22 protein-coding genes are annotated in these 24,605 nt (G+C 37.5%); 10 read left to right on the top strand and 12 right to left on the bottom strand.

The features are described from left to right. From bcsD to hpaC, 6 genes are all read left to right on the top strand, one after another. A complete protein-coding gene (gene bcsD / locus JI723_RS04305) occupies window positions 1–456 on the top strand; it encodes a cellulose biosynthesis protein BcsD (RefSeq protein ID WP_070926666.1) in 456 nt (151 codons plus the stop codon). 5 nt (window positions 457–461) lie between these two features. Beyond that, complete coding sequence (locus JI723_RS04300; protein WP_337979798.1) at window positions 462–1,361, top strand: GGDEF domain-containing protein; 900 nt, start codon at window positions 462–464, stop codon at window positions 1,359–1,361. 306 nt (window positions 1,362–1,667) lie between these two features. Continuing rightward, the gene (galU, locus tag JI723_RS04295) at window positions 1,668–2,558 is read left to right on the top strand and encodes a UTP--glucose-1-phosphate uridylyltransferase GalU (protein ID WP_319066899.1); all 891 of its coding nucleotides are present in this window, start codon (window positions 1,668–1,670) and stop codon (window positions 2,556–2,558) included. Window positions 2,559–2,988: 430 nt separating this feature from the next. Further along, window positions 2,989–3,669, top strand: a complete 681-nt coding sequence (locus tag JI723_RS04290) for a LysR family transcriptional regulator (protein ID WP_070926675.1) — start codon at window positions 2,989–2,991, stop codon at window positions 3,667–3,669. Window positions 3,670–4,171: 502 nt separating this feature from the next. Beyond that, on the top strand, window positions 4,172–5,734 hold the full coding sequence (gene hpaB, locus JI723_RS04285; protein WP_070926677.1) for a 4-hydroxyphenylacetate 3-monooxygenase, oxygenase component: 1,563 nt from the start codon (window positions 4,172–4,174) through the stop codon (window positions 5,732–5,734). Between the two features lie 19 nt (window positions 5,735–5,753). After that, a complete protein-coding gene (hpaC, locus tag JI723_RS04280; RefSeq protein WP_070926679.1) occupies window positions 5,754–6,272 on the top strand; it encodes a 4-hydroxyphenylacetate 3-monooxygenase, reductase component in 519 nt (172 codons plus the stop codon). Between the two features lie 206 nt (window positions 6,273–6,478). Here hpaC and JI723_RS04275 read toward each other — a convergent pair whose 3' ends face one another. The 5 genes from JI723_RS04275 to JI723_RS04255 all read right to left on the bottom strand — a co-directional run bounded on the left by JI723_RS04275 (window position 6,479) and on the right by JI723_RS04255 (window position 10,840). Further along, window positions 6,479–7,327 (bottom strand): TauD/TfdA dioxygenase family protein, encoded by an 849-nt coding sequence (locus JI723_RS04275; protein WP_337979797.1) that lies wholly within the window; start codon window positions 7,325–7,327, stop codon window positions 6,479–6,481. A gap of 89 nt (window positions 7,328–7,416) precedes the next feature. Then, entirely contained in the window at window positions 7,417–8,364 is a 948-nt protein-coding gene (locus tag JI723_RS04270; protein WP_272580352.1) for an isocyanide synthase family protein, read from the bottom strand. A 186-nt stretch (window positions 8,365–8,550) separates the two neighbouring features. After that, the gene (locus JI723_RS04265; RefSeq protein WP_337979796.1) at window positions 8,551–9,744 is read right to left on the bottom strand and encodes a cyanate transporter; all 1,194 of its coding nucleotides are present in this window, start codon (window positions 9,742–9,744) and stop codon (window positions 8,551–8,553) included. After that, window positions 9,744–10,208, bottom strand: a complete 465-nt coding sequence (locus JI723_RS04260; RefSeq protein ID WP_272580354.1) for a nucleoside deaminase — start codon at window positions 10,206–10,208, stop codon at window positions 9,744–9,746. Before JI723_RS04260 ends, JI723_RS04265 begins: the two co-directional genes overlap by 1 nt. Beyond that, a complete protein-coding gene (locus tag JI723_RS04255; RefSeq protein WP_404826918.1) occupies window positions 10,208–10,840 on the bottom strand; it encodes an ankyrin repeat domain-containing protein in 633 nt (210 codons plus the stop codon). The genes JI723_RS04260 and JI723_RS04255 overlap by 1 nt, the downstream gene beginning before the upstream one ends. 135 nt (window positions 10,841–10,975) lie before the next feature. On the opposite strand from JI723_RS04255, the gene JI723_RS04250 reads away from it, so the two are divergent. The 3 genes from JI723_RS04250 to JI723_RS04240 all read left to right on the top strand — a co-directional run bounded on the left by JI723_RS04250 (window position 10,976) and on the right by JI723_RS04240 (window position 12,988). After that, the gene (locus JI723_RS04250; protein ID WP_272580356.1) at window positions 10,976–11,827 is read left to right on the top strand and encodes a LysR family transcriptional regulator; all 852 of its coding nucleotides are present in this window, start codon (window positions 10,976–10,978) and stop codon (window positions 11,825–11,827) included. Window positions 11,828–11,840: 13 nt separating this feature from the next. After that, complete coding sequence (locus JI723_RS04245) at window positions 11,841–12,206, top strand: nuclear transport factor 2 family protein (protein ID WP_272580357.1); 366 nt, start codon at window positions 11,841–11,843, stop codon at window positions 12,204–12,206. A gap of 398 nt (window positions 12,207–12,604) precedes the next feature. Next, a complete protein-coding gene (locus tag JI723_RS04240) occupies window positions 12,605–12,988 on the top strand; it encodes a colicin Z C-terminal domain-related protein (RefSeq protein WP_319066911.1) in 384 nt (127 codons plus the stop codon). 165 nt (window positions 12,989–13,153) lie between these two features. Here JI723_RS04240 and JI723_RS04235 read toward each other — a convergent pair whose 3' ends face one another. From JI723_RS04235 to tkt, 5 genes are all read right to left on the bottom strand, one after another. Then, on the bottom strand, window positions 13,154–13,564 hold the full coding sequence (locus JI723_RS04235; protein ID WP_319066913.1) for a hypothetical protein: 411 nt from the start codon (window positions 13,562–13,564) through the stop codon (window positions 13,154–13,156). 157 nt (window positions 13,565–13,721) lie between these two features. Continuing rightward, complete coding sequence (gene fbaA, locus JI723_RS04230) at window positions 13,722–14,798, bottom strand: class II fructose-bisphosphate aldolase (RefSeq protein ID WP_070926695.1); 1,077 nt, start codon at window positions 14,796–14,798, stop codon at window positions 13,722–13,724. Between the two features lie 60 nt (window positions 14,799–14,858). Beyond that, window positions 14,859–16,022, bottom strand: coding sequence for a phosphoglycerate kinase (gene pgk, locus JI723_RS04225; protein WP_070926697.1), 1,164 nt, complete (start codon window positions 16,020–16,022; stop codon window positions 14,859–14,861). Between the two features lie 86 nt (window positions 16,023–16,108). After that, the gene (gene epd / locus JI723_RS04220; RefSeq protein WP_070926699.1) at window positions 16,109–17,128 is read right to left on the bottom strand and encodes an erythrose-4-phosphate dehydrogenase; all 1,020 of its coding nucleotides are present in this window, start codon (window positions 17,126–17,128) and stop codon (window positions 16,109–16,111) included. Window positions 17,129–17,434: 306 nt separating this feature from the next. Continuing rightward, window positions 17,435–19,429: a transketolase gene (gene tkt, locus JI723_RS04215; protein ID WP_070926701.1), complete on the bottom strand. Its 1,995-nt coding sequence runs from the start codon at window positions 19,427–19,429 to the stop codon at window positions 17,435–17,437. Window positions 19,430–20,197: 768 nt separating this feature from the next. Between tkt and JI723_RS04210 the strand changes: the two genes are divergently transcribed. Further along, window positions 20,198–20,533, top strand: a complete 336-nt coding sequence (locus tag JI723_RS04210) for a DUF6122 family protein (RefSeq protein WP_337979952.1) — start codon at window positions 20,198–20,200, stop codon at window positions 20,531–20,533. Between the two features lie 257 nt (window positions 20,534–20,790). Here the strand turns inward: JI723_RS04210 and JI723_RS04205 are convergent, their stop codons facing one another. Both JI723_RS04205 and JI723_RS04200 read right to left on the bottom strand, forming a co-directional pair. Continuing rightward, window positions 20,791–21,966 (bottom strand): hypothetical protein, encoded by a 1,176-nt coding sequence (locus JI723_RS04205; RefSeq protein ID WP_337979795.1) that lies wholly within the window; start codon window positions 21,964–21,966, stop codon window positions 20,791–20,793. 31 nt (window positions 21,967–21,997) lie between these two features. Then, a complete protein-coding gene (locus tag JI723_RS04200) occupies window positions 21,998–24,601 on the bottom strand; it encodes a fimbria/pilus outer membrane usher protein (RefSeq protein ID WP_337979794.1) in 2,604 nt (867 codons plus the stop codon). Window positions 24,602–24,605: the final 4 nt, after the last annotated feature.

Genomic DNA, 24,605 nt, shown 5'->3' with positions numbered 1-24,605 from the left:
ATGATTTATGACCAAGATAGTTACTTACAACGCAGTTTTAAAACTGGTTGGCATGATTTAATCAATTTCTTATTTTATGAATTTTCATCTGGTGAAACCAATGAAGGCTACAATACTTTAAGAAAAGTTGGGCGACAATTAGGTGAATTACATAAAATTGAAAACTCAAGCACATTAGCCCAATTAGAAAAAAATATTAATAGTGCTTTAGAAATCTTCAACTGGGGATTTATTAAAATGGCGCCAGCAAACAGTGAGTTGCTTATTATTCACTGTGCATGGCCTCACGCTCCACAATCCGTTAATAAAAAATGGCGTAAAGCTAGCGCTAGTGTTTTGGAGGGGTTATATACTCAGTGGTTGGCCTCTCAAGGCGGTAACGAATCAGTCCCTGTGTTATGGAATGAAAATGCAACAGAAGACGTCTTTATATTTCGTTATGCTTTATTTAAATAGTTTTTATGCTGAATTATAATAAGATTACACAAGAAAGAAATAAAAGTATTCCTTTAAACTTAATTCTCGACGAGGCAGTATCATTATTATTAATTGATATATATGGAAAAGTTTCTTATGCTAGCTCATATTTCATAGAAAACTACCACTATGAATATAATGAAATCGTAGGTCTGGCATTTGATATAAGAAAAAAGCAGTTAATTTTAGGTATAACTGATTCTTTTTCTGTTAAGCGATATAAGTGTTTCAAAAAAGAAGTTTTTTTTATAACTAAAACAAAACAGAAAGTTTTTTTCATTGCTAATTTTGTTGAATTTAAACAAGATTTTAATAAGGAGCATCATTATTGCTTAACACTTACTGAGGTTACTAGGCTTATATTTAAAAGGAATAAATTATTTTTTCAGGTTCATCATGATCCATTAACAAAATTATTAAATAGATATGGGTTTTATGAAAGCAGCAAAATGAAAATAAAGCTGGCAAAGCATAATGCACTTGAATACTGCATTGCCATTATTGATATTGATAATTTTAAAAAAATAAATGATACCTTTGGCCATCTTTGTGGTGATAGCTTATTAAAGCAATTCTCTAAGTATGCCAAGGAAAGCCTACCGAATGATGCTCTTTTTGCTCGATTGGGTGGAGATGAATTTGTTTTAATGATCAGTGGGTTTATGGGGCAAAGTTTCGAATTATTTTTTTTAAACTTTATAGACCGTCTGAGGCGTTATTCATATCATTATTTAGGAAAAAAAACCTTTAACATCAATGTCAGCATTGGTATTGCACAATATCCGTTAGATGGTAACAATCTGAGTTTATTATTAAAAAATGCTGATATTGCATTATACAAAGCAAAGAAAGAAGGAGGAAACAAAGTACAAAAATTTATTTAGTTTTAACACTATATAGCTATTTATATTAATAAAATCCAAAAGTACTATTTTGATAGCAATATATATTCAATGCGCGGGCAAGAAACAAAGGAATGATAAAAATCACTATGCTTTAATGAAAAGCGCTGCAACTTGAAATATATACTCTAAATAATTCGAGGGGTAGCAAAGAGACAAGTAAACGAGCTGCTAAGTGCATAGAAACTATGTGGATGGCACAAGTGAACGCAGTTAACAATGCTGCAACTTGAAATATGACGAGTATAACATGTATACACTAAATATTTTATTGACCAAGGATCATATATGTTAAAAGCTGTGATACCTGTTGCTGGTTTAGGAACTCGCATGTTACCAGCAACAAAAGCAATACCGAAAGAGATGCTACCTCTTGTCGATAAACCGATTATACAGTACATCATAAAAGAATGTTATATGGCAGGTATCAATGAAATTATTTTCGTTACCCATTCATCAAAAAATTCAATTGAGAATCACTTTGATACCTCTTTTGAATTAAAATCATTACTTGAGCAGAAGGGAAAGCAGCAGCTATTAAATGAAATTAATGGTGTATTACCTAAAAATATAAAGATAATGCATGTTAGGCAAGGTGACTCAAATGGTTTAGGCCATGCAGTTTTATGTGCAAAGCCATTCGTGGGAGATGATGATTTTATTGTTATTCTACCTGATGTCATCATTAATGAGTATAAATGTAATTATGAATTCGACAATTTACCCGCCATGATAGAGCGGTTTTATTTGACTGGGAAAAGTCAAATACTGATAGAAAGGGTCAATAAAGAGCATGTGGAAAAGTATGGTATCGTTGATTGTAATAACGAGATATCCAATAGCGGAAGTTTTAACAACATCTCAGCTATTGTAGAAAAACCACATAAAGATAATAGTCCCTCTGATCTTGCTGTTGTTGGCCGCTATGTTTTAAGCCGAGATATTTGGCCATTATTAGAAAGAACACCGATTGGAATGAGTGGTGAAATACAGCTTACTGATGCGCTATCAATGCTACTTAAAACCCATGCGATAGAAGGATACCACATCAAAGGTGAATCACTTGATTGTGGTGATAAAATGGGCTACATGAAAGCATTTTTCGAATACAGCCGACAGCATCAAACATTCGGCTCACAGTTCCATCGATGGATAAAAGATACTGTAGCCGCAGTTTAATAGCATTGATAATTTTAGTTTTATAAAGGTATAAAAAATAAATTAACTAAATCCAATCAGTAGTCTGAAACTGTGTTATTCATTAAAAACGTATAACTTATTGAATGAATTTCAGGATTGGATTTACATCAAAAATAAAAATTTAGAATATACATTATAGCCCTTTAAATTTTTTTTATATTTAACTCTAAGAATTACTTCACTATAAAAAATCTTATCCAATAATGGCATCTCAATATTTATCTCCATTACGTTTATTGAGATTTCATTATGAATAAGTTTGGTGCTAGACCGACTTAATATTAATGATAGAAAACATCACATTTCATACTGTGAAAATTATTTTCTGTCATTAGCGCCTGTTCACTATTAAGTGAGCAATAAACAATAACAACTAGGGTTAGATTTAAATTACAGCAGAGGCAATAACATGAATATTAGAGACTTTGAGTATTTGAACGCATTAGGTAAATTTCTTAACTTTAAGAAAGCTGCTCAATACTGTAATGTTGCACAGCCAACACTAAGTATTCAAATTGGTAAACTTGAAAACCACTTAGGTTGTTTCTTACTCGAAAGAACAACACGTCGAGTTAATTTTACACCTTTAGGTTTACGAATTTTAGAGCATAGTCAAATTATTTTACGAGAGGTTGAAGAGATTAAAGCTATCGCTCAGCAATCGACCAATAATAATGTTAAAAATTTTCATATCGGTATTTCTGACACGTTACCAGAATACTTCATTTCATATATTACAGAAGCCGTTTCTAATAATGACCCAACCATAAAATTACATCTTACCATTGATAAGACTGAGGCACTATTCTCACAGCTTGCAGCTATGTCTTTAAATTTATTAATTGTTTCATCAATGAAATGCCCAGATAACTTTATCTCAGCATCATTGATAAGCTTTCCAATAAATCACCAGCATCTCACCCATAAAGGAACTGATGAGCAATTCACAAGTATTTTGGGCTCTCATTCAGAAATAAAATCGAAAATTTGTTTTAGAAATGGCGATAAAAATATGGATAACTATCTGAATATCGGTAATTTAATCAATGAATCAATCGATATACTCTCCAAGAAGGCTTACATAGCCTGATCAATCAACTAGCAAAAGGCGTACTTAAATATTCGCTCACTGTAGCTATATTGAGTACGCTTTATGCAACTTCTTGTTAACTTTTTCAGTTAATTTTCTAATTTAACCTTATATAAGAAAATTATATGTTCATTTTAAAAGTACTTTTTTATCATAATCTTTCTATTGAGTACTTTTTGATTGAATATTTTTTTATCAAAAATTCATGTAAATTTTAAAATCATTAAACAATTAACAAAATATAACCATATGAATTTACTTATATTTACGTAAAATAATATTTTTTCATTAATAAAAAAACACAACAATGATCACATTCCTATCACAAAATAACGTTATCAACGAAAAGTACCAGCGATCCTTTCTAAAGTCTCTTTCTTATTTCTTAATAAAGCGCTTCAATTAAGAAACACAAAATAAACATAAAATTAACATAAATCAGATGCCAGTGCTCTAAGTACCCTATTACACGCCGGCATCCTTTGTGAGATACGAGGTAAACATGAAACCAGAAGATTTTCGCTCTGATGCTAAACGTCCATTTAATAGCCAAGAATATCTAAAAAGCCTACAAGATGGCCGTGAAATTTATATCTATGGTGAACGTGTTAAAGATGTCACAACACATCCCGCTTTTCGTAATTCAGCGGCTTCGATAGGACAGTTATATGATGCACTCCATGATAAAGCAACTCATGACAGCCTTTGCTGGGGAACCGATACCGGAAATGGTGGATACACCCATAAATTCTTTCGTTTTGCCAAAAGCGCAGACGAACTACGCCAACAACGTGATGCTATCGCCGATTGGTCAAGACAAAGCTATGGATGGATGGGACGCACTCCAGACTATAAGGCGGCATTTGCCAGCTGTTTAGGTGCCAATCCTGAGTATTATGGACAATTCGCGGATAACGCACGTCACTGGTATAAACGAATTCAAGAAAGTGGTTTATATTTTAACCATGCGATTGTCAACCCACCTATTGATCGCCATAAGCCAGCAGATGAAGTCAAAGATGTTTATATCAAGCTGGAAAAAGAAACTGATGCAGGTATCATCGTCAGCGGCGCAAAAGTGGTCGCAACCAACTCAGCATTAACTCACTATAACTTTATCGGTTTTGGTTCAGCTCAAGTCATGGGTGATAACCCTGATTTCGCACTGATGTTTGTTGCTCCAATGGATGCTGATGGCGTTAAATTAATCTCTCGTGCTTCATATGAATTAGTCGCAGGTGCGACAGGAGCACCTTTTGACTACCCATTATCAAGCCGATTTGATGAAAATGATGCCATATTAGTCATGGATCATGTGCTGATCCCTTGGGAGAACGTGTTAATTTATCGTGATTTTGACCGAGCACGTAATTGGGCTGTACAGGGTGGATTTGCTCGTCTATTCCCTCTACAAGCTTGTGTTCGTTTAGCCGTTAAACTCGATTTTATTACGGGTCTACTGCAAAAGAGCCTTGAATGTACTGGTGTTATCGACTTCCGTGGTGTACAAGCAGACTTAGGTGAAGTCGTTGCATGGCGTAACCTATTTTGGTCACTCACCGATGCAATGACAGCCGAAGCAAAAGCTTGGGAAGGTGGTGCATATCTACCCGATACGCAAGCAATTCAAACATATCGAGTAATGGCACCAATGGCTTATACGAAAATTAAAAACATCATTGAAAGTAACGTAACGAGTGGCCTGATCTATCTGCCATCCAGCGTGAAAGATATGAATAATCCAGAAATCGATAAGTACTTGGCAAAATACGTTCGCGGCTCAAACGGTATGGATCATGTAGAACGTATTAAGATCCTAAAACTCATGTGGGATGCAATTGGCAGTGAATTTGGCGGTCGTCATGAATTATACGAAATCAACTATGCAGGTAGCCAAGACGAAATCCGTCTGCAATGTCTACGCCATGCGTACGGTTCCGGTAATATGAAAGCCATGACAGATATGGTTGATCGCTGCCTGTCTGATTACGATCAGCATGGCTGGAAACGCTCACACCTGCATAACAATAATGATATTAATCAGTTAGATTCGCTGCTGAAATAATCGGCAGCAGGAGGTCAATATGTCTTTAGAAAATGAACATCGCCTGCGTTTTAGAGATGCGATGGCAAGTCTTGGTGCAGCAGTCAATATTGTCACCACCGATGGTACAGCAGGTTGTTGCGGTATTACAGCAACCGCAGTCTGTTCAGTCACAGATACGCCACCCACTCTGATGGTGTGTGTTAACCGCAACAGTGCTATGAATGCGGTTTTTCAAGAAAATGGCCGCCTGTGTGTAAATGTGCTGAATCATGAACAAGAAGAAATGGCTTGCCATTTTGCTGGAATGAAAGGTTCCACCATGGAAGAACGTTTTGGTTGGAATGTTTGGGATAGAGGCATTTTACAACAACCATTACTCAAAGATGCTTTGGCTAATCTTGAAGGCGAAATTACCCAAGTGCAAGATATTGGTACCCACTCTGTTTACTTGGTTGAGATAAAACAAATCATTGTAAGAGAAGAAGGCCATGGGTTAGTTTACTTTAAACGTAAATTTCACCCAGTTATGCATCAGCTACTTGCAGTAACCGCATAAAGCATCACGTTATAACAGCAAAAAAGAGGCTGCATTTATTTGTAGCCTCTTTAATTTTTTACGGGAAAAATAAAACACTTAATATCCACATCTTAATCCCTAACTGCATGATATGCCTTGCCATTGTGATGATAAAAAACATGTTCAGATATAATAATCAATATTAAATAAAATTTGGCATTAATCACATTTCAATAGGGCAATTATCAAGTAAATGCTTTTCGAAAATGAATATTACGATGTTTAGGCTGCCCATGGATATGAACACGCTGAATATGACGTTTAGATTGTGAAGAAAATGCTTCACGCCCATGTAACAGCGAAAAATTATCACATATAACAATATCACCAGCTTGCCATTGATGTGCATATAAGTAATTAGGATCATATAACTTATTATGCAATGAATGTTGAATATCACTTAATTTTTCATTTGGTATACCAATAAAATCGACAGAGTGGTGATCAGAATATTTCAGCACATTTTTACCCATTGGTTCATTATAGCGGAGCACTTTTTTCTGTTCTCTAGGATGCAAACAAATCAATGGCGAAATCACTTCTCCACCATAGTGGGTGATATTTTTTGTTCGATAGGTAATAATCGCCTTTTCCCACAAATTTATATCTAATTGGTTGACATCGGCAATTAGTTTTTCTGTATTAACAAAATTTGTTCTACCCTCATGCTCAACTGAGGCAGCTGATATACAATGAAATATTTGAAACTCAGGAATAAATTCGCTATACATTCCATCCCAATGTAAAGGTAAAGAAAGATTATCCAATACATGATCAGGAGGGTCATTGTGTTCAATGATATCGAGTACAGCACCAAACGGCCACATCATTATTTCCCCCCAATGATGTGAATATGAAATTAATTTTTCTTTATCTTCAAATCCAGAATAAAACCCTCTAAATATGATGAGTAGGTGTTTACGTACCCATCCACGTAACATATTGATAGATAGCTTTGCTATACTATTACCAATGTTATTCGGTGTTATTGATATTCCAAAAGGTGTTATTTTTTCTATATTACAATTAAGCATGTCATCCTCTAAAAAGTTTAATCTTTCGGCTATTTTATTAAAACATTAACCGTAGAATAATAAACTTTGAAACTGAAAATTGGTTAATTTTAAATAATGTAATGGCTTGGCTCTTCATTTATTTTAATCAATTTCCCATCCATTTCTTCTGCCTCAGATCTTTTCATTAGTATGAACTTTCCATTTATCTGAACAGCCACCCCATGCCAAGGCGTTAGCCAATTATCGCAAGTTGGCATCATATGAATTCCTATTTTAAGGCTACTCACAGGCTGAGGATGGATTGATAAACGAATTGCTGATGGAAACTGTTGAGCAAGTAAATTTCCCCATGCCCAACTATGTTGAATAACACCAACTGCACGTTGGCGAGCATTTTTTTGCAATGCATTTTTAGAGCCTGAATAATTAGGTAATAAGCTATCTTCATAAAGAAAACGGGTTATTGCTCTATATAGACTTAATCCGTCTTCACTCCCAGTCAACTGTTTTTTTATTACCCCAATAGCTAATGAATATTTTTCAACTAATAATTTACGAGAATGGTTATAACAATTATTCGATGTATTAAACTCTTCAACATGGCTCAAATTAAAAATTGAAATATAATTTAATTCTAATTCACATAATAACCTATTAAGTTTATCTTGATAATCATCAATGATACCATCGCAAACGCCAATTAGCTCACCGAACACATGACCATCTGAACAAATAATCATTTCAGCGCCTGGAGGATAATAAACCTTTATTCTTTCACATAACGAGTTGAGAAAAACCAATGATAACTTTTCTGCCATATCAGGAAGTTTTCCCAATACTTTTTTGCTATTGGGTGATTTTGTAGGAAATGCCGGCAGTATAAACATTATCGGTTTAGATTGTATTAAAAATGCTTTAACCCTAGGAAGATGAACCTTTAAAATAATTTCTTCCTCCTCCTCAAGCGTCATTGAAGATAGATTAAAACGGCGTCTATACTGCAATATTTCATTTAATATCTTTCGTGATATCACATCTATATAAAGAAAATCCATAACGACACCCAATACATTAAACATATCATAAAAAAAATATTACAATCACCAATTTAAAAATAAATTATTAATTTATTCTTCATTTTAATTTACTATAATAAATCAAATGCAAATATTATTTTTTTTAACAGATAATCCGTTCAACTTGTTAGAAAGGAATATTTAATATATAGGTATATTATTATTTTATTTTTTATTATTTAATTTAAATAATGTTGGATAATGTTTTGGATTTAGACGTAAAAATAATAGTAGAGTTATCAATACCATTAAAATATGTGCCACCCACACCCACGTAAAACTTTGACTAACGCCATGTAACCATGCTGCAAACAGAGGACCAAAAGCAGCAATAATGAATCCACCAGCCTGCATCAACGACGTTAATGCCCCTGCACTAACAGGATGTGGAAGGTGATCTAAAGATGTAATAATGCTCAATGCAAAACAGCCACCTAACCCTGCCCCAATTAAACATACCCATAAATAGGGTAATGCTTGTGGAAATATGACCAAACCTGCAAAACCCATCATTTGGCTACATAAGGTGACCCCCAACCAAAAACGCCGGTCAATATTATGAGCAGCTAAAACAGGTATTAATAGCGCCGAAAGCGCCTGACATACACTCAACAGAGCGACTAATGAACCACTTAATGCACTACTCAGCCCTTGTTCAATGAAAAATGGTGCCAGCCAAGTCACTACTGAGCCATAACCTGCATTGATAAAGCCAAAGCCAATCATAAGCAACCAAGCTCTTGGCTTAGCTAGAAATGCCAAAACAGAACCATTACCCGTTGTATTCAATGAGCTAGATGTACGAATATTTACGATGACTGCAATCAACGCAAATAAAGCAGGTAATGCCATCCACGCTAACGCGGCTTGCCAATGACCTGATGATCCCGCGACTAATGGTGTTAATTGTGCCCCTATTGCTCCGCCGGCCATAAGCATGGAGGAATATAAGCCAGTCATAACTGCCATTTTATGAGGAAAATGTAATTTAATTAAACCCGGAAAAACAGCTTGGATATAGGCTGCACCTACCCCGCACATGAATGCTGTTGCGAGCAATTGCCCACTATCTGAGACGAATAAACGCGATAGGGAACCAATCAATAGCAGCAATACCGCAACACTAACCCCTATTCGCTCCCCTAACCGCCGGTTCAAGGCAGGTACAATTAATGCACCGATCCCCATTAACAGCATCGGTAATAACGTTAATAATGATATTGCTTGGTAATTCATCCCTGTCGTTTGGATAATCTCTTCAATCAGGGGACCCGGCCCTGTCATAAAAGGCCGTAAATTGATCCCCACTAAGATGATCGTCAGGACTAAACCAAAAGATGCTGTTTTACGCTCACCCATTAATGCTGTTGTTCCCACCAAAAAGAGTACAGTTGTGGTTGTGTCTCATGTTCAGGTTTTAATTGCGTAAACGATAACCCAACCTGCTGATGGGGCTCTACTCTTAGCGAAGCAGCGATAGCTTCTGTCGATAAACCAAAGGGCTCCGCATCCTGATTTGAATAAGCGTAAAAAATCCGTGTAATACCCGCCATACGCATTGCAGCTAAGCACATCGGGCATGGCTGTCCACTGGCATACACCACACAATCTTCTAACCTAACCCGCCCTAATGTTTCTCCAGCTTGGCGTAACGCCATCAGCTCCGCATGTGCAGTTGGATCACTCAGTTCAAGCATTTGATTGACCCCTGTTGCGATCACTTTACCATCGCATACAATAATCGCCCCAAATGGGCGCCCACCAGCTTTCACATTCTCTCTAGCCAATGAAATCGCTTGCTGCAAAAATTGTTTATCTAACATTACTTCGCTCCTGAATTTTCTAGAATTTCAATCAGATTGCGATATCCTTTCTGTTTTGCCAACGTCAGAGGCGATTTTCCACTTGCATCCGCTAAATTAACATCAGCCCCACCTTTAATGAGCTGTGTCACAATGGTTGCATATTTCTCACTACCATCACCGAGTATGATAGCTTCAATTAACGCAGTCCAACCTAAGCGGTTAACATGATTGATATCGACGCCTGCATCAATCAGAGTTTGTACTGTTTTTACATGTCCACGTTCAGAAGCGGGGATCAATGCTGTCCCACCGTATCGATTGGTACTTTTCAGATCTGCCCCATGCGCTAACGTCATTTCAAGAATTTCTTGTAGCCCACGTGCCCCTGCATATAAATATGGCGTATCTTGTATTGCATCACGCGCATTGACATTCGCCCCTTGTTCGATCAAAAAGCGTGCTACCTCAATTTGGTTTTTATGCGTTGCCGCCATCAGAGGTGTACGTAGGCGTAAATCGCGTTGTTCCAGATCGGCTCCCTGCTTAACCTGTTGCATAACTGCCTGAAGATTGCCCTGTTCAGCTAATGCAACTAGTGATGAATTTGATTGTGCGAATGATTTAGTCATAAGTAGTAGAAAGATCCCCATTACACTTAACAAGTACATTTGCCAATTGGTGACGAATAATCGCATTTTCATAGTAACCTCCTCAGTAAACTATTTAATTTACTGAAAATATATGATATTTAAAAATTAAATATTTAAATGATAGGTATTTGCAAAATGAATGCTCTATTAAATTTGGTTTTACTCAAAACTTTTATTGCGGTCGCAGAAACAGGTAACTTTACTATTGCTGCTCAACACCTTAATTCAACGCAATCTACGGTAAGTCAACAAATCCAACGTCTTGAAGCACTTGTCGGCCAGCCTTTGTTCATTCGTAGCCATCGACTATTAACCTTAACAGAAACAGGTGAAATATTGCTCAGTTACGCGAAAAAAATAATCACTCTTAATGATATGTTTTTCATGAAAGCCACGGGTAATGCGGTGATCCAAACGCTGCGTCTTGGTTTTCCGGAAGACTTTGCTTCAGGGCAAGTTACCCCAACACTGGCTGCTTTTATGCAAGAGCAGCCAAATATTCGTTTAGAAGTGACCAGCGGTTTAAGTCGTCAGTTACATCAACGCTATCAGAACGGTGAACTTGATTTAATTATTGTTAAACAGCGCAAAGGGGAATTTAATAGTCATTATTGCTGGCCAGAGCCATTGTGTTGGCTAACTAGCCTTGATAACCACCACCTCAATACTCATTCTTTACCCTTAATTGTTTTCCCTGAAAATGGCTTGTATCGTAACGATATGTTCCGCTTACTGGATATTGAACAGCGCCCTTGGCATATTACCTATACTTGCACAAGCCTTGCTGGTATTCAAAGCGCCATTACCGATGGACTTGGCATCAGTTTATTACCACTGCGAGCTAAGCTACCACAGCATCGGATACTTACTGCACAAGAAGGCTTTCCTGATGCAGAGGAGATGGAAATTGCTATGCATGTCCATGGCAATTCAGAAGTGGTTTTAACGCTAGCTGAACGCCTAGCACGACAATTTGAACAACTTTGATAAAGAACATGATATGCATAAACTATTTGAGCACCTAATCACACTAGAAAAAAAGCTACATCATTATTCAAATAGAGATAATTTAGAATTTCTTGAAAATGTTCTGCACCAAGCGTTTTTAGAATTTTGCCGCTCTGGTGTGAGCGCCGATAAAACAGAGACACTTTTAGCTCTCACTCAAGCTAATAATTTATTGGAAATTCACTCCGAAAATTTCCAATGTGCACAGATAGATGCGAATACAGTGCTCATCACCTATTTAAGTTTTCAACTTGATAATGAGATACGTATTAAACAAACACTACGCTCATCGATTTGGAGCAAAAATCAGCACAATCAATGGCAGCTCCGTTTCCACCAAGGAACACCACGTTCGTGATAAACACTTTATTCTGCACAGTAACATTCATTACTTGTACATTTTCCTGTAACACCTAAATAAATAAGGAATTTCAAATAAAAAGACACCCTACTCGACCTAGCTACGACCCCTATAATTGTAATAGTGGTATACCTCATATACCTGATACACACTGGGATCCACATTCAAAAGCATGGGAGTTCAATGATGTACAAGTTAATCATGACTCCATCCCAGCAAGCTTGCCACCTGAAATCAAGAATGCATTAAAGAACAATATTTGTCTTGTTTGTGGTGAAAAAAATTGCCCGTATCTTAAAGAGAAAGATTTTCAAGAATTAATTAAAGCGATCAATAGTGGCGATAAGACAGGTGCTTTAAGAGTTTACAATCAAAGATTTGCGTAATTCAGGAATATGAAAAAAAGCATTATAATAGCGAGTTTAGATAGAGCCAGAGTCGCAAGGGAAAGACAAGGTCCATGTGGTTATTCAGGGCCTATACAGTCAACAGGTATTATTGCAATGCCAGGGATATGGAGTGCGTGGAATAATCTACTTGCAAGTACAGGAAGTAATACAAATAGTTATGCATATACTATAAATTTCAATACATCTTCTAATTTAGAGTCTTCTTTTGATGTTCAAATTAAATATCCTGTTGCCGATGGAATAAAAACAATTGATACCGTAGGACCTGGTTCATATTTTATAGAGGCAACTGGAGCAGGGTTTTCCAGTATTCGCATTAAATCACATTCAGTACCTATAACAGTTCGGATTGAATATCCGAAAGAGTAATCACATAAAAATGTATATACTCTAAATAATTCGAGGTGCAGCTAGGCGACAAGAGAAGATAGGCGGGTAGTATAAATAAACTATGTGACTCGGCGAGCTTATCGTAGTCAACAACCCTGCAACTTGAAGTATGACGAGTATAAACAACCTAAAGGTGCAATAGCATTATATTATTGCTCCTTTATTTTTATATGCATTAATAATAGATTGCAATATTATTTCATTTAAAACTGGCTGAGCATAAGACTTTTCTGTCATCATTTCAGTCCATATACTCGATGGAGAAGAAACATCTACCTCATTGAAAAATAAAGAAAATGATTTACTAACATTCCGCATAAAAAGTTCATTTAATTTATCTGAACAATTAGCATTCTTTTTTAATTCAATCCATAAAAAGTGACGATTTTTAAACTCTGAATTACCGACTTTAAGTACAGAAACACACTCTTTTTCTAAAATAAACTCATCATTTTCAAATTTGTAGACGAGCCTATCGTTGTTACCTGCCACTGAACAAGCTATTGATAAGACACCAACAATAGCGATTAAAAAATTCTGGATCCATCGACTCACTCAAATATCTCCTTTATAACAAATAAAAAATAATAACTTCTATATTAGCTTGTTATACATTTAGTTTCAGTGACCCAAAATACAAAAATCCCCCAGCAAGATAACCCTACTGGGGGATTAATTTAGCAATAGGCTTATGATACAAGCCTAAACACAATTACAGAACGTCAACGCAGTTCAGTTCTTTGAATGCTTGTTCTAAACGAACAACCATTGAATCTTGTGCTTTGCGCAGCCATACACGTGGGTCATAGTATTTTTTGTTAGGTTTGTCCGCACCTTCTGGGTTACCCAACTGACCTTGCAGATAGCCTTCGTTCTTTTTGTAGTAGTTCAGGATACCATCCCAAGTTGCCCACTGAGTATCAGTATCGATGTTCATTTTGATAACACCGTAGCTAACCGCTTCTTTGATTTCAGCAGCACTTGAACCTGAACCACCGTGGAATACGAAGTCTAGGCTGTTGTGTGGCAGATTAAATTTCTCAGAAACATAGTCCTGTGAATTACGCAGAATTTTTGGCGTTAATTGTACGTTACCTGGCTTATAAACACCGTGAACGTTACCGAAAGAAGCTGCGATAGTAAAACGTGGGCTAACTGCGCTTAGTTTCTCGTAAGCGTATGCAACGTCTTCTGGTTGAGTGTACAGTTCGGAGCTATCCATACCTGTGTTATCAACACCATCTTCTTCACCACCAGTACAACCTAACTCAATTTCCAACGTCATGTCGATTTTCGCCATGCGAGCTAAGTATTTGGCACAGATTTCAATGTTTTCTTCTAATGTCTCTTCTGACAGGTCAATCATGTGTGAAGAGAATAGCGGTTTGCCCGTTTTCGCATAGTGTTTTTCACCCGCATCTAACAGACCATCAATCCATGGCAGAAGTTTACGCGCACAGTGGTCAGTATGCAGAATAACAGGTACACCATAGTGCTCAGCCATTTGATGCACATGATATGCGCCTGAAATTGCACCTAAGATTGCAGCTTGTTGGCCTTCTGCTTTCAAGCCTTTACCAGCGATAAATGCAGCACCACCGTTAGAAAACTGAACAATCACTGGAGCACGTACTTTCGCTGCCGCTTCAAGTACGGCATTAATTGAGTCTGTACCGACACAGTTCACAGCAGGCAATGCAAAGTTATTTTCTTTAGCAACTGCGAAAACTTTCTGTACATCATCACCTGTGAGAACACCCGGTTTTACAAAATCAAAAATTTTAGACATTTGAAAAGGTCCTGTGTTAAACAGACTGCTTTATGCAGTCTGTTGTTCATGACAAATTAATTACGCTTTAGCACGTTCTTCCAGCATCACAACTGCTGGGAGCTTTTTACCTTCAACAAACTCAAGGAAAGCACCGCCACCAGTTGAAATGTATGAAATTTTATCGGCAATATCGAATAGGTCGATAGCCGCTAGGGTGTCGCCACCACCAGCAATTGAGAAGGCATCGCTTTCTGCGATAGCACGAGCAACAATTTCAGTTCCTTTACGGAAGTTAGGGAATTCAAATACGCCTACAGGGCCATTCCACAGAATGGTTTTGGCATTTTTCAGGATCTCAGCCAAGCGCTCAGCAGACTCATCACCTAAGTCTAAAATTTGCTCATCATCTTTAATTTTTGTGCTTGATTTTAAAGTTGCTTCAGCGGTTTCAGAGAATTCGGTCGCAACACGAACATCAGTAGGAACTGGAATATGGCAGTTAGCCAGCAGTTTTTTCGCTTCAGGGATCAAATCCGCTTCGTACAGAGAACGGCCAACATTATTGCCTTCTGCGGCAATAAAGGTATTGGCAATACCACCACCCACGATCAATTGGTCAGCAATTTTAGACAGTGAATCTAAAACTGTCAGTTTAGTGGATACTTTAGAACCACCAACAATCGCTACCATTGGACGAGCTGGATTACCTAACGCTTTACCTAGGGCTTCGAGTTCTGCACTCAATAGCGGACCAGCGCAAGCAACTGGAGAGAATTTGGCTACGCCATGAGTTGATGCTTGCGCACGGTGAGCCGTACCAAAGGCATCCATCACATACACGTCACACAGTGCAGCATATTGTTTTGACAGGGTTTCGTCGTCTTTTTTCTCGCCTTTATTAAAGCGAACGTTTTCCAAAACAACTAATTCACCTTCAGCTAGCTCAACACCATCTAAGTAGTCTTTCACTAAACGCACTGGGTAGTCGATTTTTTCTGCCAGATAGTCAACAACAGGTTGCAGTGAAAATTCTTCGTTGTACTCGCCTTCAGTCGGACGACCTAGGTGAGATGTGACCATGACTTTAGCACCTTGCTTGAGAGCAGCTTCAATGGTTGGTAATGAAGCACGGATACGTGCGTCAGAAGTAACTTTGCCATCTTTTACAGGAACGTTTAGGTCAGAACGGATGAAAACGCGTTTACCCGCTAGGTCCAAATCGGTCATCTTAATTACAGACATGGTGAATCCTCTTGTTGATTCTCTATAAAATTTTCATTAATGGCTAAATGAAGATCGAGTTTACCTTATCATTCAATAGCCGTTAATTAGTTGAAACCTGTTGCTGCCATCGCCAGTGTTGTATCTAGCATCCGGTTAGCAAACCCCCATTCGTTATCACACCAAACGAGAGTTTTAATTAAATGTTTACCGCTAACACGCGTCTGGGTTCCATCGACAATCGCACTGTGCGGGTCATGATTGAAATCCATCGAAACTAACGGTAATTCAGTATAGTCTACTATACCACGAAATTGCCCGTGGGCAGCGCTTTGCAGCAGCTGGTTAACTTTAGTCACACAGACTTCACTGTGCACGGTAACACTCAAATCTATTGCTGTCACATTGGTTGTTGGTACCCGTACCGATATCGCCTCAAAGTGATCTTTGAACTGAGGGAAAATCCGCGTAATACCTGCCGCTAATTTAGTATCAACAGGGATAATGGATTGGCTCGCCGCTCGCGTTCTTCTCAAATCATGATGATAAGCATCGATAACGGGTTGATCATTCATAGATGCATGAATGGTGGTCACCGTACCTGACTCAATACCAAAAGCATCGTCCAGCAATTTTATAATTGGAATAATACAGTTTGTGGTGCAAGAAGCGTTCGAAACAATTTTATCGTCAATGGTTAAGCTACCATGATTAACGCCATACACAACGGTTGCATCAAGATCATCAGTACCAGGGTGGGAGAAGAGAACTTTTTTTGCGCCAGCTTCAAGGTGTGCTAAACCATCTTCACGGGAGCCATATGCTCCACTACAATCTAACACAACGTCAATGCCAAGTTCTTTCCAAGGCAGAGCACTTATGTCAGGTTGATGAAACAGACGCATATTGTCATCACCTACCTGTAATAGCGAACCATTCAAACGGACATCCCAAGCAAAACGCCCGTGACTGGAGTCATACTTAAGCAAATGGGCAATCCCTTCTGGGGCTGCTAGTTCGTTAATTGCGACAACGACAATTTCTGCACGTCGTCCAGATTCATATAACGCCCTAAGTACACTCCGTCCGATCCGGCCAAAACCGTTAATCGCTACTTTTATTGGCATCCTACACCTTGAATTTTAGCAAAATCACACGGCTGATAAGGATAACTGACTCACACAAACTCTACTGCTCATTTTAACTGTTAAACATCAAAAGTGTGCTTCACTCGACACTTTTGAAATATTTTAGCCAATTAGTCACAGCAACTGAAACGGTTCAGCTAATAAGAATTAGATTAAGGGATATACTCAGAGAACGCAATAGTAAAACTCAATCATATGCACAAAAAAACAACGCCCCTGCACCAAAATTGATACAGAGGCGTATTTTAGCGATGTTAGCAGCCACTCTTTAGGCTACTAAATAGCTTAATTAAGTAGAGACTTAGCCGCTTTAACTGCATTCTCAGCAGTAATGCCAAACTCTTTGAACAGTTCTTCAGCTGGTGCAGACTCACCAAATGAGTGCATACCAATAATCGCACCATTCAGGCCGGTATATTTAAACCAGTAATCTGCAATACCTGCTTCAATCGCAACACGTTTAGTCACATTTGAAGGCAGAACAGCTTCACGGTATGCCGCATCTTGTTTATCAAATACCTCAGTTGAAGGCATTGAAACAACACGGATCTTACGACCTTCGCCAGTCAGCTGATCAGCAGCTTTCACCGCTAACTCAACTTCTGAACCTGTTGCAATAAAGATCAGCTCAGGTTGGCCTTCGCAATCTTTCAGGATATACGCACCCTTCTCGATCTCAGCTAATTGTTGAGCTGTACGTGGTTGCTGTTCCAGATTTTGACGAGAGAAGATCAGAGCACTTGGGCCATCTTTACGCTCAACCGCGTATTTCCAAGCCACCGCAGATTCAACTTGGTCACAAGGGCGCCATGTATTCATGTTTGGTGTCACACGTAGGCTTGCCAACTGCTCAACAGGTTGGTGAGTCGGACCATCTTCCCCCAGACCGATAGAGTCATGAGTATAAACAAAGATGCTACGGACTTTCATCAATGCCGCCATACGCACTGCATTACGTGCATATTCAACGAACATCAGGAAGGTTGCACCGTAAGGAATAAAGCCACCATGCAGAGCAATACCATTCATAATCGCAGACATACCAAACTCACGCACGCCGTAGTGAATATAGTTACCGGCAATGTCTTCATTCAAAGGCTTAGAACCAGACCACATGGTCAAGTTACTTGGTGCCAAGTCAGCAGAACCGCCAAGGAACTCAGGTAATACTTTACCAAATGCTTCTAATGCATTTTGTGATGCTTTACGGCTAGCAATATTGGCTGGATTTGCTTGCAGATGCTCAACGAATTTTTTCGCTTCTGCATCAAAGTTAGCAGGCAGCTCACCCGCCATACGGCGTGTAAATTCTTCAGCTAATTCTGGGAAAGCTTTTGCATAAGCGGCAAACTTGTCATTCCAAGCTGCTTGTTTTTCTTTACCTGCACTACGCGCATCCCAAGCTTGGTAGATATCTTGTGGGATTTCAAACGGTGCATAGGTCCAACCTAACGCTTCACGTGTTGCTGCGATTTCTGCATCGCCTAATGGTGCGCCATGAACCGCTTCGGTACCTGCTTTATGTGGAGAGCCAAAACCAATAATGGTTTTGCACATAATCAGAGTTGGTTTATCCGTTTCACGGTGCGCTTCTGTGACTGCTGCATGAATTTGATCTGCATTGTGACCATCGATATCACGAATAACATGCCAGCCATAAGCTTCAAAACGTGCTGCGGTATCGTCTGTAAACCAGCCTTGAACATGGCCATCGATAGAAATGCCATTGTCATCGTAGAACGCAACCAGTTTGTTAAGTTTTAGCGTACCTGCTAATGAACAGACTTCGTGAGAGATACCTTCCATCATACAACCATCGCCCATAAACACATACGTGTGATGATCGACGATGTCATGACCAGGACGGTTGAATTGTGCCGCTAATGTGCGTTCTGCAATAGCAAAACCGACTGCGTTTGCAATACCTTGCCCTAATGGACCTGTCGTGGTTTCAACACCTGGAGTATAGCCATATTCAGGGTGGCCCGGGGTTTTAGAATGAAGTTGGCGGAAATTTTTTAACTCATCGATAGATAAGTCATAACCCGTCAGATGCAGCAAGCTATAGATCAGCATTGAGCCATGGCCGTTTGATAACACAAAACGGTCGCGGTTAGCCCAGTGTGGATCAGCTGGGTTATGATTCATATAGTCACGCCACAGAACTTCAGCAATATCAGCCATGCCCATAGGCGCGCCAGGGTGCCCTGATTTTGCTTTTTGAACCGCATCCATACTCAGAAAGCGGATAGCATTAGCAAGGGTTTTACGAGTCGTCATTAGTATACTCCAGGTCGGATAAAAACGTACTTAAACCAATTTTCACAACGCAATATGGAATTATTGCAATTTTTCATAGGCAAACTATGAAACTAACGCAATTTGTTCCATACAGCAATTATTCGTGACATTCGCGGCCACGAATTGTCAATAAATTAAGCTACCGTAAAGCTGAATCCATTCCATTGCGCAAAATATCACTTAAAGATAATTTTTTTGCGCAAATCATTGCCCTTATTAAACCTGAGTTTACCATCAGGGATCAAGGTGATTTGTGCATCTTATACTTTAATGGGCAACAATAGTGATTATTGACAAGTTTTTCTATGAAAATTCGCTCTATGCTCTAAATAATTCGAGGCGCAGTAGAGGACGAATTAAGCTACCTAAAAGCCTATACATAAATAGGTAACTCGTATAATAAACAGGGAGGCTCTATCTTAGTCAAAAGTACTACAACTTGGAGTATGACAAACATCACTATCAAAGCTGGAGAGCTGATGTGTTTCTTATGGCACAAAAAATACCATGTTATTAAATTAGTTTTATTATCATATCGTTAACTGATACTAATCATCGCTTTTAAATAGCATAGTCACCGATTAGACTATCTATACTCTAAATAATTCGAGGTGCAGCTAGGCGACAAGTGAACCAATCGCTAGGCGCATAGAAAACTATGTGACTGGCGTGAGTGAACGTAGTCAACAACGCTGCAACTTGAAGTATGACGAGTATACTTGTGACTCACACTTTCGAGGTTTTATTGTGCTGTTTGAGATTTTCAGAAATATCGTTCATTACGGCTTCCACTTTTTAGTGCCTATTTTATTTGGCTATCTGTTTTGGCGAAAAAATTGGAAACTGGCAGCACTGTTGATGATCTCAACCATGGCGATCGATTTAGATCATTTATTGGCAGATCCGATTTTTGATCCCAATCGCTGCGGCATTGGTTTTCATCCGTTACATACTGGTTGGGCAGCTATCGCTTATGTGGTGATATTTTTGCTGCCATCATGGAAGTTAAAAGCAATTGCAGTAGGCTGCTTGTTCCATCTTTTTACTGATTCATTGGATTGTTATATGGGAACATACATATAAATGAATAATGAATAATGAATAATGAATAATGAATAATGAATAATGAATAATGAATATTCATTATTCTCAGCCAGCAGCCATCGAAATGAATGAAATGTTTAGCATTAACATTTAAAAGCACCTTTCAAATTAGATTAAAAATATCAAAACTTTAAGGTGCAATTAAAATAGCCAGTACTTATGATTTTTTGCTAAATTCTCATTATCGATAATTTTTAGTAAGCGAACCCTGACATTCTACGATATAAATAGATAATTTATTCAATATATACAGATAAGTCCACTGCAGCGCTATATATACCAGGCGAAAGCCAGCGAGCATAATCTATACATAAGTTCCAAGTTAAACCTAAATTAAATCCATTGTTACTACCTTCAGTGGGTTCTATAGCAACATCATCGTATGTTATTTTTTCACCTGTGAACATAATATTACCTTCACCTTTACAAAACAGCTCAGGATCTACTGGTTCATCTTCTTCATATATAAAACCTTCAATAAATAGGTTGGCATCAAGATTACTACCACTACCACTATCAATTGTTGGCATTAATTGGTTTTTAGCATATACAACACCTTTATTTACCCGAGCAGAAACTTCAACATTGAACCAAGGCTCTTCGGGTTTATCGCAAGTTCCATTGATAGTCATATTTTCTGAAGCAAATATCCCATCATCAGATAAAGTTGATACATGATATTTTAATGACCTATTTCCATTAATACTGATATTACAAGCTGGCTCAGTTATGACTTCAAAAGCAATAGATTTAGCAGGTATAGATATATTACCTAATGGGTTACTCGACCTAGAAATAAAATATAATGTATCGACTCTAATACCACTTTTTAAACCAAGATAATATAAACCAGGCTGGATTAAATCAGTTGATAAAAATTCAATATCAACTCCTACTACTGACCAGGTAAGCGTTCTAGCCTCCGAATCCCTAAAAAAATTGTCATATGGAGGTGAGGTAGGATAATGGTAAAGATAAAGGCAATATGGATTACCCTCCGTCGGTGTTAAACTAGAATATGATTCTTCACGTCCATTGATATAAGTAAAATTACTGTGTGAGATTCGTTCAATTGTTTCATACCAAGTTGCGTCTACAACATAATTCAAACTTGCATGACCCACAACTTCATTATCTTCATTATATAGATAAAAATAATAACGATCGTCTTTGATATAAAACTCATCATTACTAATACAGCTTAATCTATTTGTTGATATGGCGGAGAAAGGTAATGACTCATCATATTTAGCGGTATTCATTTTTCGTGATCCCGAACGCTCATCTGATACATAAACTTGAGAGAAATCAGTATCAGGTGGCAATGTAACTGGATATATTTCCGCATAGGCAATAGGAAAGTAAACTAAAAACAATCCAAGCAGAAAGCTTATTTTAATATTTTTCATCATTAACTCTCTAGTCATTTTAAACCCAATACAATTACTGACAATTTAATGCCATTCTCTTGATTGGATTGTCATCAGTAATTTTAATATTTTGCAAATTAGAAAAAAACACATAACATGAAGAAGATACACTGCTTCCCCATTGAATATGTAAGCGCCCTGAATTAGGTAATCCACTCATATAAAGCAAACTATTATCGCCAACAATACCGGTGTTTTCTTCAGGAAAACTGTCATTATCACTATCCGTTTCATTTCTTACTAATGTAGCTACTGCACCAAATGGAATAACATTATCTTTGTAAGTTAAGCTCATAATCGCTTGCATACCAACACGTGTAGGAAATTTAGCTTTAACTACAGCGCCTTTTGTTGGATAAACATTTTTAGACGTTTTTGGTAGAGTCACATCATTAGGTAATGAATTAACATTTAGGCCTATCATATTTTTTGAGTAAGCATTCGCATTTGATGAAATGGCATAACCGAACATATCTATTTTTCCGCTGCCGTTACTCAGCAATGTTCCATCAGCATCTGGCGCTTCAACTAAAATAATCGAGTTACCTAGAGTTCGAGAAAGTGTCACTCCACCTGAATGAATAACTGCACCACCATTGATACTTGCATTAGTTGATGATGAATTGGTCGAATGACTATACCCTCCAGAAATATTACCTTTAGTTGTATTATAATTAACATTAATTGAACTATTAGTATCTTGATCATGATTCCCTAAGCTATGGGATAGAGAATAAGATAAATTATTATCTAATATAGAACCATGTAATCCTAATTGCTGACTATATCTACCTTGACTATCTTTTGAGATATAATAGCTACTACTCATATTTCTGATATTTTCTTCATTTGTAAACAAACTGAAAGGAACATTAATATTAAGTGATACTTGATGATTTTTAGGCCAATCATTACTGTTATTAGATTTACGGTAGTCAATACTGTAATTAATGTTATAGTTAATCCCTTTAAAACTATTATTATACCCCGTTGAAAGCTGAGTGGTTTCTGTATTCGAATCCCAGTAATCTGTTTTACTACCACTTAAGTACATTGACCCATAAATACCAAAGGATTGAGATATTGCCGTTCTAAAACTAGAACGCTGCCTTAATCCTAGCCAAGGAGCTACCCCCTCCCGTAATTCATAATTATTATTGTTAAAATCAGAAAAACTAAAAAAGTGACGTGTCGAATAACGTAGCGCAGTTAAATCAACATTTGTTCCTGTTGAAGTTAAGCTCTTTGAATATTTGATCCTAAATGACTGCCCTTCTTTTTTGTCACCTGATAAAAAAGAAGCAGACGCATGCGTCATATCGATAGAAAGTGCACCGAAATAACCCAGAGAGATCCCTGTTCCTATAACGCCTGAAAAATAATCTTTAGAAAAAAGAGAGCCGCCATACAATGTAGTATCATATGGTAACCCATAAATTAGGCTTCCTAAAATAAACTTAGCTCGCTTAGATGCGCGTGTTAAATTACCGTTATATTCACCCGCAGTCACTTCATACTTCATTCCCCCAGCTCTTAACATCACAGGCAATGATGAATAAGGATAAGTGAAGGTTCTTTCTGAGCCATCTTCTTCTCGAATATTAACTTGTAAGTCACCTGAAGACCCTGTTGGATATAAATCCCTAATACTAAAAGGCCCCGGAGCAACATACGTTTGATAGACTAAATTACCATTTTGCTTAATGGTTATTTGAGCATTTGACTGTGCAATGCCATTAATCTCAGGCGAAAACCCTCGCAAACTTGAAGGAAGCATTTGTTCATTTGAAAAAAATTTAATACCTTTAAATGGAATACTATCGAAAATATTATTTCCTGTTGAGTTCTCACCAATCACCACTTCACTACGAAGTGCATTAATTGCTCGGGTGATATACGTATTAGAGAAACGTGAATTTTTGTTTGTATAATTTTGCCTACCCGTTGAATTAGAGTAATAATAACGATAATTGCTTCTAAGACGCCAAGGCCCTAAATTAGCTCCACCATTTAAACTAAAAAAAACATTATCTCTATTCGTTTTATCACCGTAATATGAATCACTTCGGCTACGGCTGCCATTAAGATTATAAGAAAATAAAATTGCCGGAATACCATTTTCTAACATACTTTCAGGAACATAACCATTAGCTCGATTATTCATATATATTTGGGGGATACTAATATTCACTCGTAGCTTGGATAGTTCAGCACTAACTGATGAATCAGGTATTAATCGGCTTAAATCTGTAATGCTTTCCACATCGGTTATTTTTTGTAATGCTTCTGTTGCAGAAAAATTAACACCCATTTCTTGAAGCGTAGGTTTTGTAAACTCTGGGCTAACCTCATCATTATCTTTTTTTATAAAACTGATATCAAAGTTACCAATATTTTTTTTATTAACAAAAATAGTAACATTGTATTTGCCTTCAGGGATCGCATTACTCTTTTCAAATCTAGTCAAATCGATAGAGTTAGGGTCAATGCCTGACTTCAATGATAATAAATTTGGATCAAAAAAATCATCAGCATAAGAATAACTAGCAATACAATAAGAGATAACACTCAAGAAAAAAAATCTATTTTTTTTCTTGTAGGAATTGTGTAATTTCATAGTT

It is taken from the genome of Providencia manganoxydans (genome assembly GCF_016618195.1).
Classification (GTDB): Bacteria; Pseudomonadota; Gammaproteobacteria; order Enterobacterales; family Enterobacteriaceae; genus Providencia; species Providencia manganoxydans.
The sequence above is the reverse complement of the archived record's forward strand: the minus strand, read 5'-3'. Positions and strand labels throughout refer to the sequence as shown.

What these genes read in the sequence shown, in the direction of transcription:
- bcsD (WP_070926666.1), top strand. Translation starts at nt 1, where the DNA reads ATGATTTATGACCAAGATAGTTACTTACAACGCAGTTTTAAAACTGGT.
- JI723_RS04300 (WP_337979798.1), top strand. Translation starts at nt 462, where the DNA reads ATGCTGAATTATAATAAGATTACACAAGAAAGAAATAAAAGTATTCCT.
- galU (WP_319066899.1), top strand. Translation starts at nt 1,668, where the DNA reads ATGTTAAAAGCTGTGATACCTGTTGCTGGTTTAGGAACTCGCATGTTA.
- JI723_RS04290 (WP_070926675.1), top strand. Translation starts at nt 2,989, where the DNA reads ATGAATATTAGAGACTTTGAGTATTTGAACGCATTAGGTAAATTTCTT.
- hpaB (WP_070926677.1), top strand. Translation starts at nt 4,172, where the DNA reads ATGAAACCAGAAGATTTTCGCTCTGATGCTAAACGTCCATTTAATAGC.
- hpaC (WP_070926679.1), top strand. Translation starts at nt 5,754, where the DNA reads ATGTCTTTAGAAAATGAACATCGCCTGCGTTTTAGAGATGCGATGGCA.
- JI723_RS04275 (WP_337979797.1), bottom strand. Translation starts at nt 7,327, where the DNA reads ATGCTTAATTGTAATATAGAAAAAATAACACCTTTTGGAATATCAATA.
- JI723_RS04270 (WP_272580352.1), bottom strand. Translation starts at nt 8,364, where the DNA reads ATGGATTTTCTTTATATAGATGTGATATCACGAAAGATATTAAATGAA.
- JI723_RS04265 (WP_337979796.1), bottom strand. Translation starts at nt 9,744, where the DNA reads ATGGGTGAGCGTAAAACAGCATCTTTTGGTTTAGTCCTGACGATCATC.
- JI723_RS04260 (WP_272580354.1), bottom strand. Translation starts at nt 10,208, where the DNA reads ATGTTAGATAAACAATTTTTGCAGCAAGCGATTTCATTGGCTAGAGAG.
- JI723_RS04255 (WP_404826918.1), bottom strand. Translation starts at nt 10,840, where the DNA reads ATGGGGATCTTTCTACTACTTATGACTAAATCATTCGCACAATCAAAT.
- JI723_RS04250 (WP_272580356.1), top strand. Translation starts at nt 10,976, where the DNA reads ATGAATGCTCTATTAAATTTGGTTTTACTCAAAACTTTTATTGCGGTC.
- JI723_RS04245 (WP_272580357.1), top strand. Translation starts at nt 11,841, where the DNA reads ATGCATAAACTATTTGAGCACCTAATCACACTAGAAAAAAAGCTACAT.
- JI723_RS04240 (WP_319066911.1), top strand. Translation starts at nt 12,605, where the DNA reads ATGAAAAAAAGCATTATAATAGCGAGTTTAGATAGAGCCAGAGTCGCA.
- fbaA (WP_070926695.1), bottom strand. Translation starts at nt 14,798, where the DNA reads ATGTCTAAAATTTTTGATTTTGTAAAACCGGGTGTTCTCACAGGTGAT.
- pgk (WP_070926697.1), bottom strand. Translation starts at nt 16,022, where the DNA reads ATGTCTGTAATTAAGATGACCGATTTGGACCTAGCGGGTAAACGCGTT.
- epd (WP_070926699.1), bottom strand. Translation starts at nt 17,128, where the DNA reads ATGCCAATAAAAGTAGCGATTAACGGTTTTGGCCGGATCGGACGGAGT.
- tkt (WP_070926701.1), bottom strand. Translation starts at nt 19,429, where the DNA reads ATGACGACTCGTAAAACCCTTGCTAATGCTATCCGCTTTCTGAGTATG.
- JI723_RS04205 (WP_337979795.1), bottom strand. Translation starts at nt 21,966, where the DNA reads ATGATGAAAAATATTAAAATAAGCTTTCTGCTTGGATTGTTTTTAGTT.
- JI723_RS04200 (WP_337979794.1), bottom strand. Translation starts at nt 24,601, where the DNA reads ATGAAATTACACAATTCCTACAAGAAAAAAAATAGATTTTTTTTCTTG.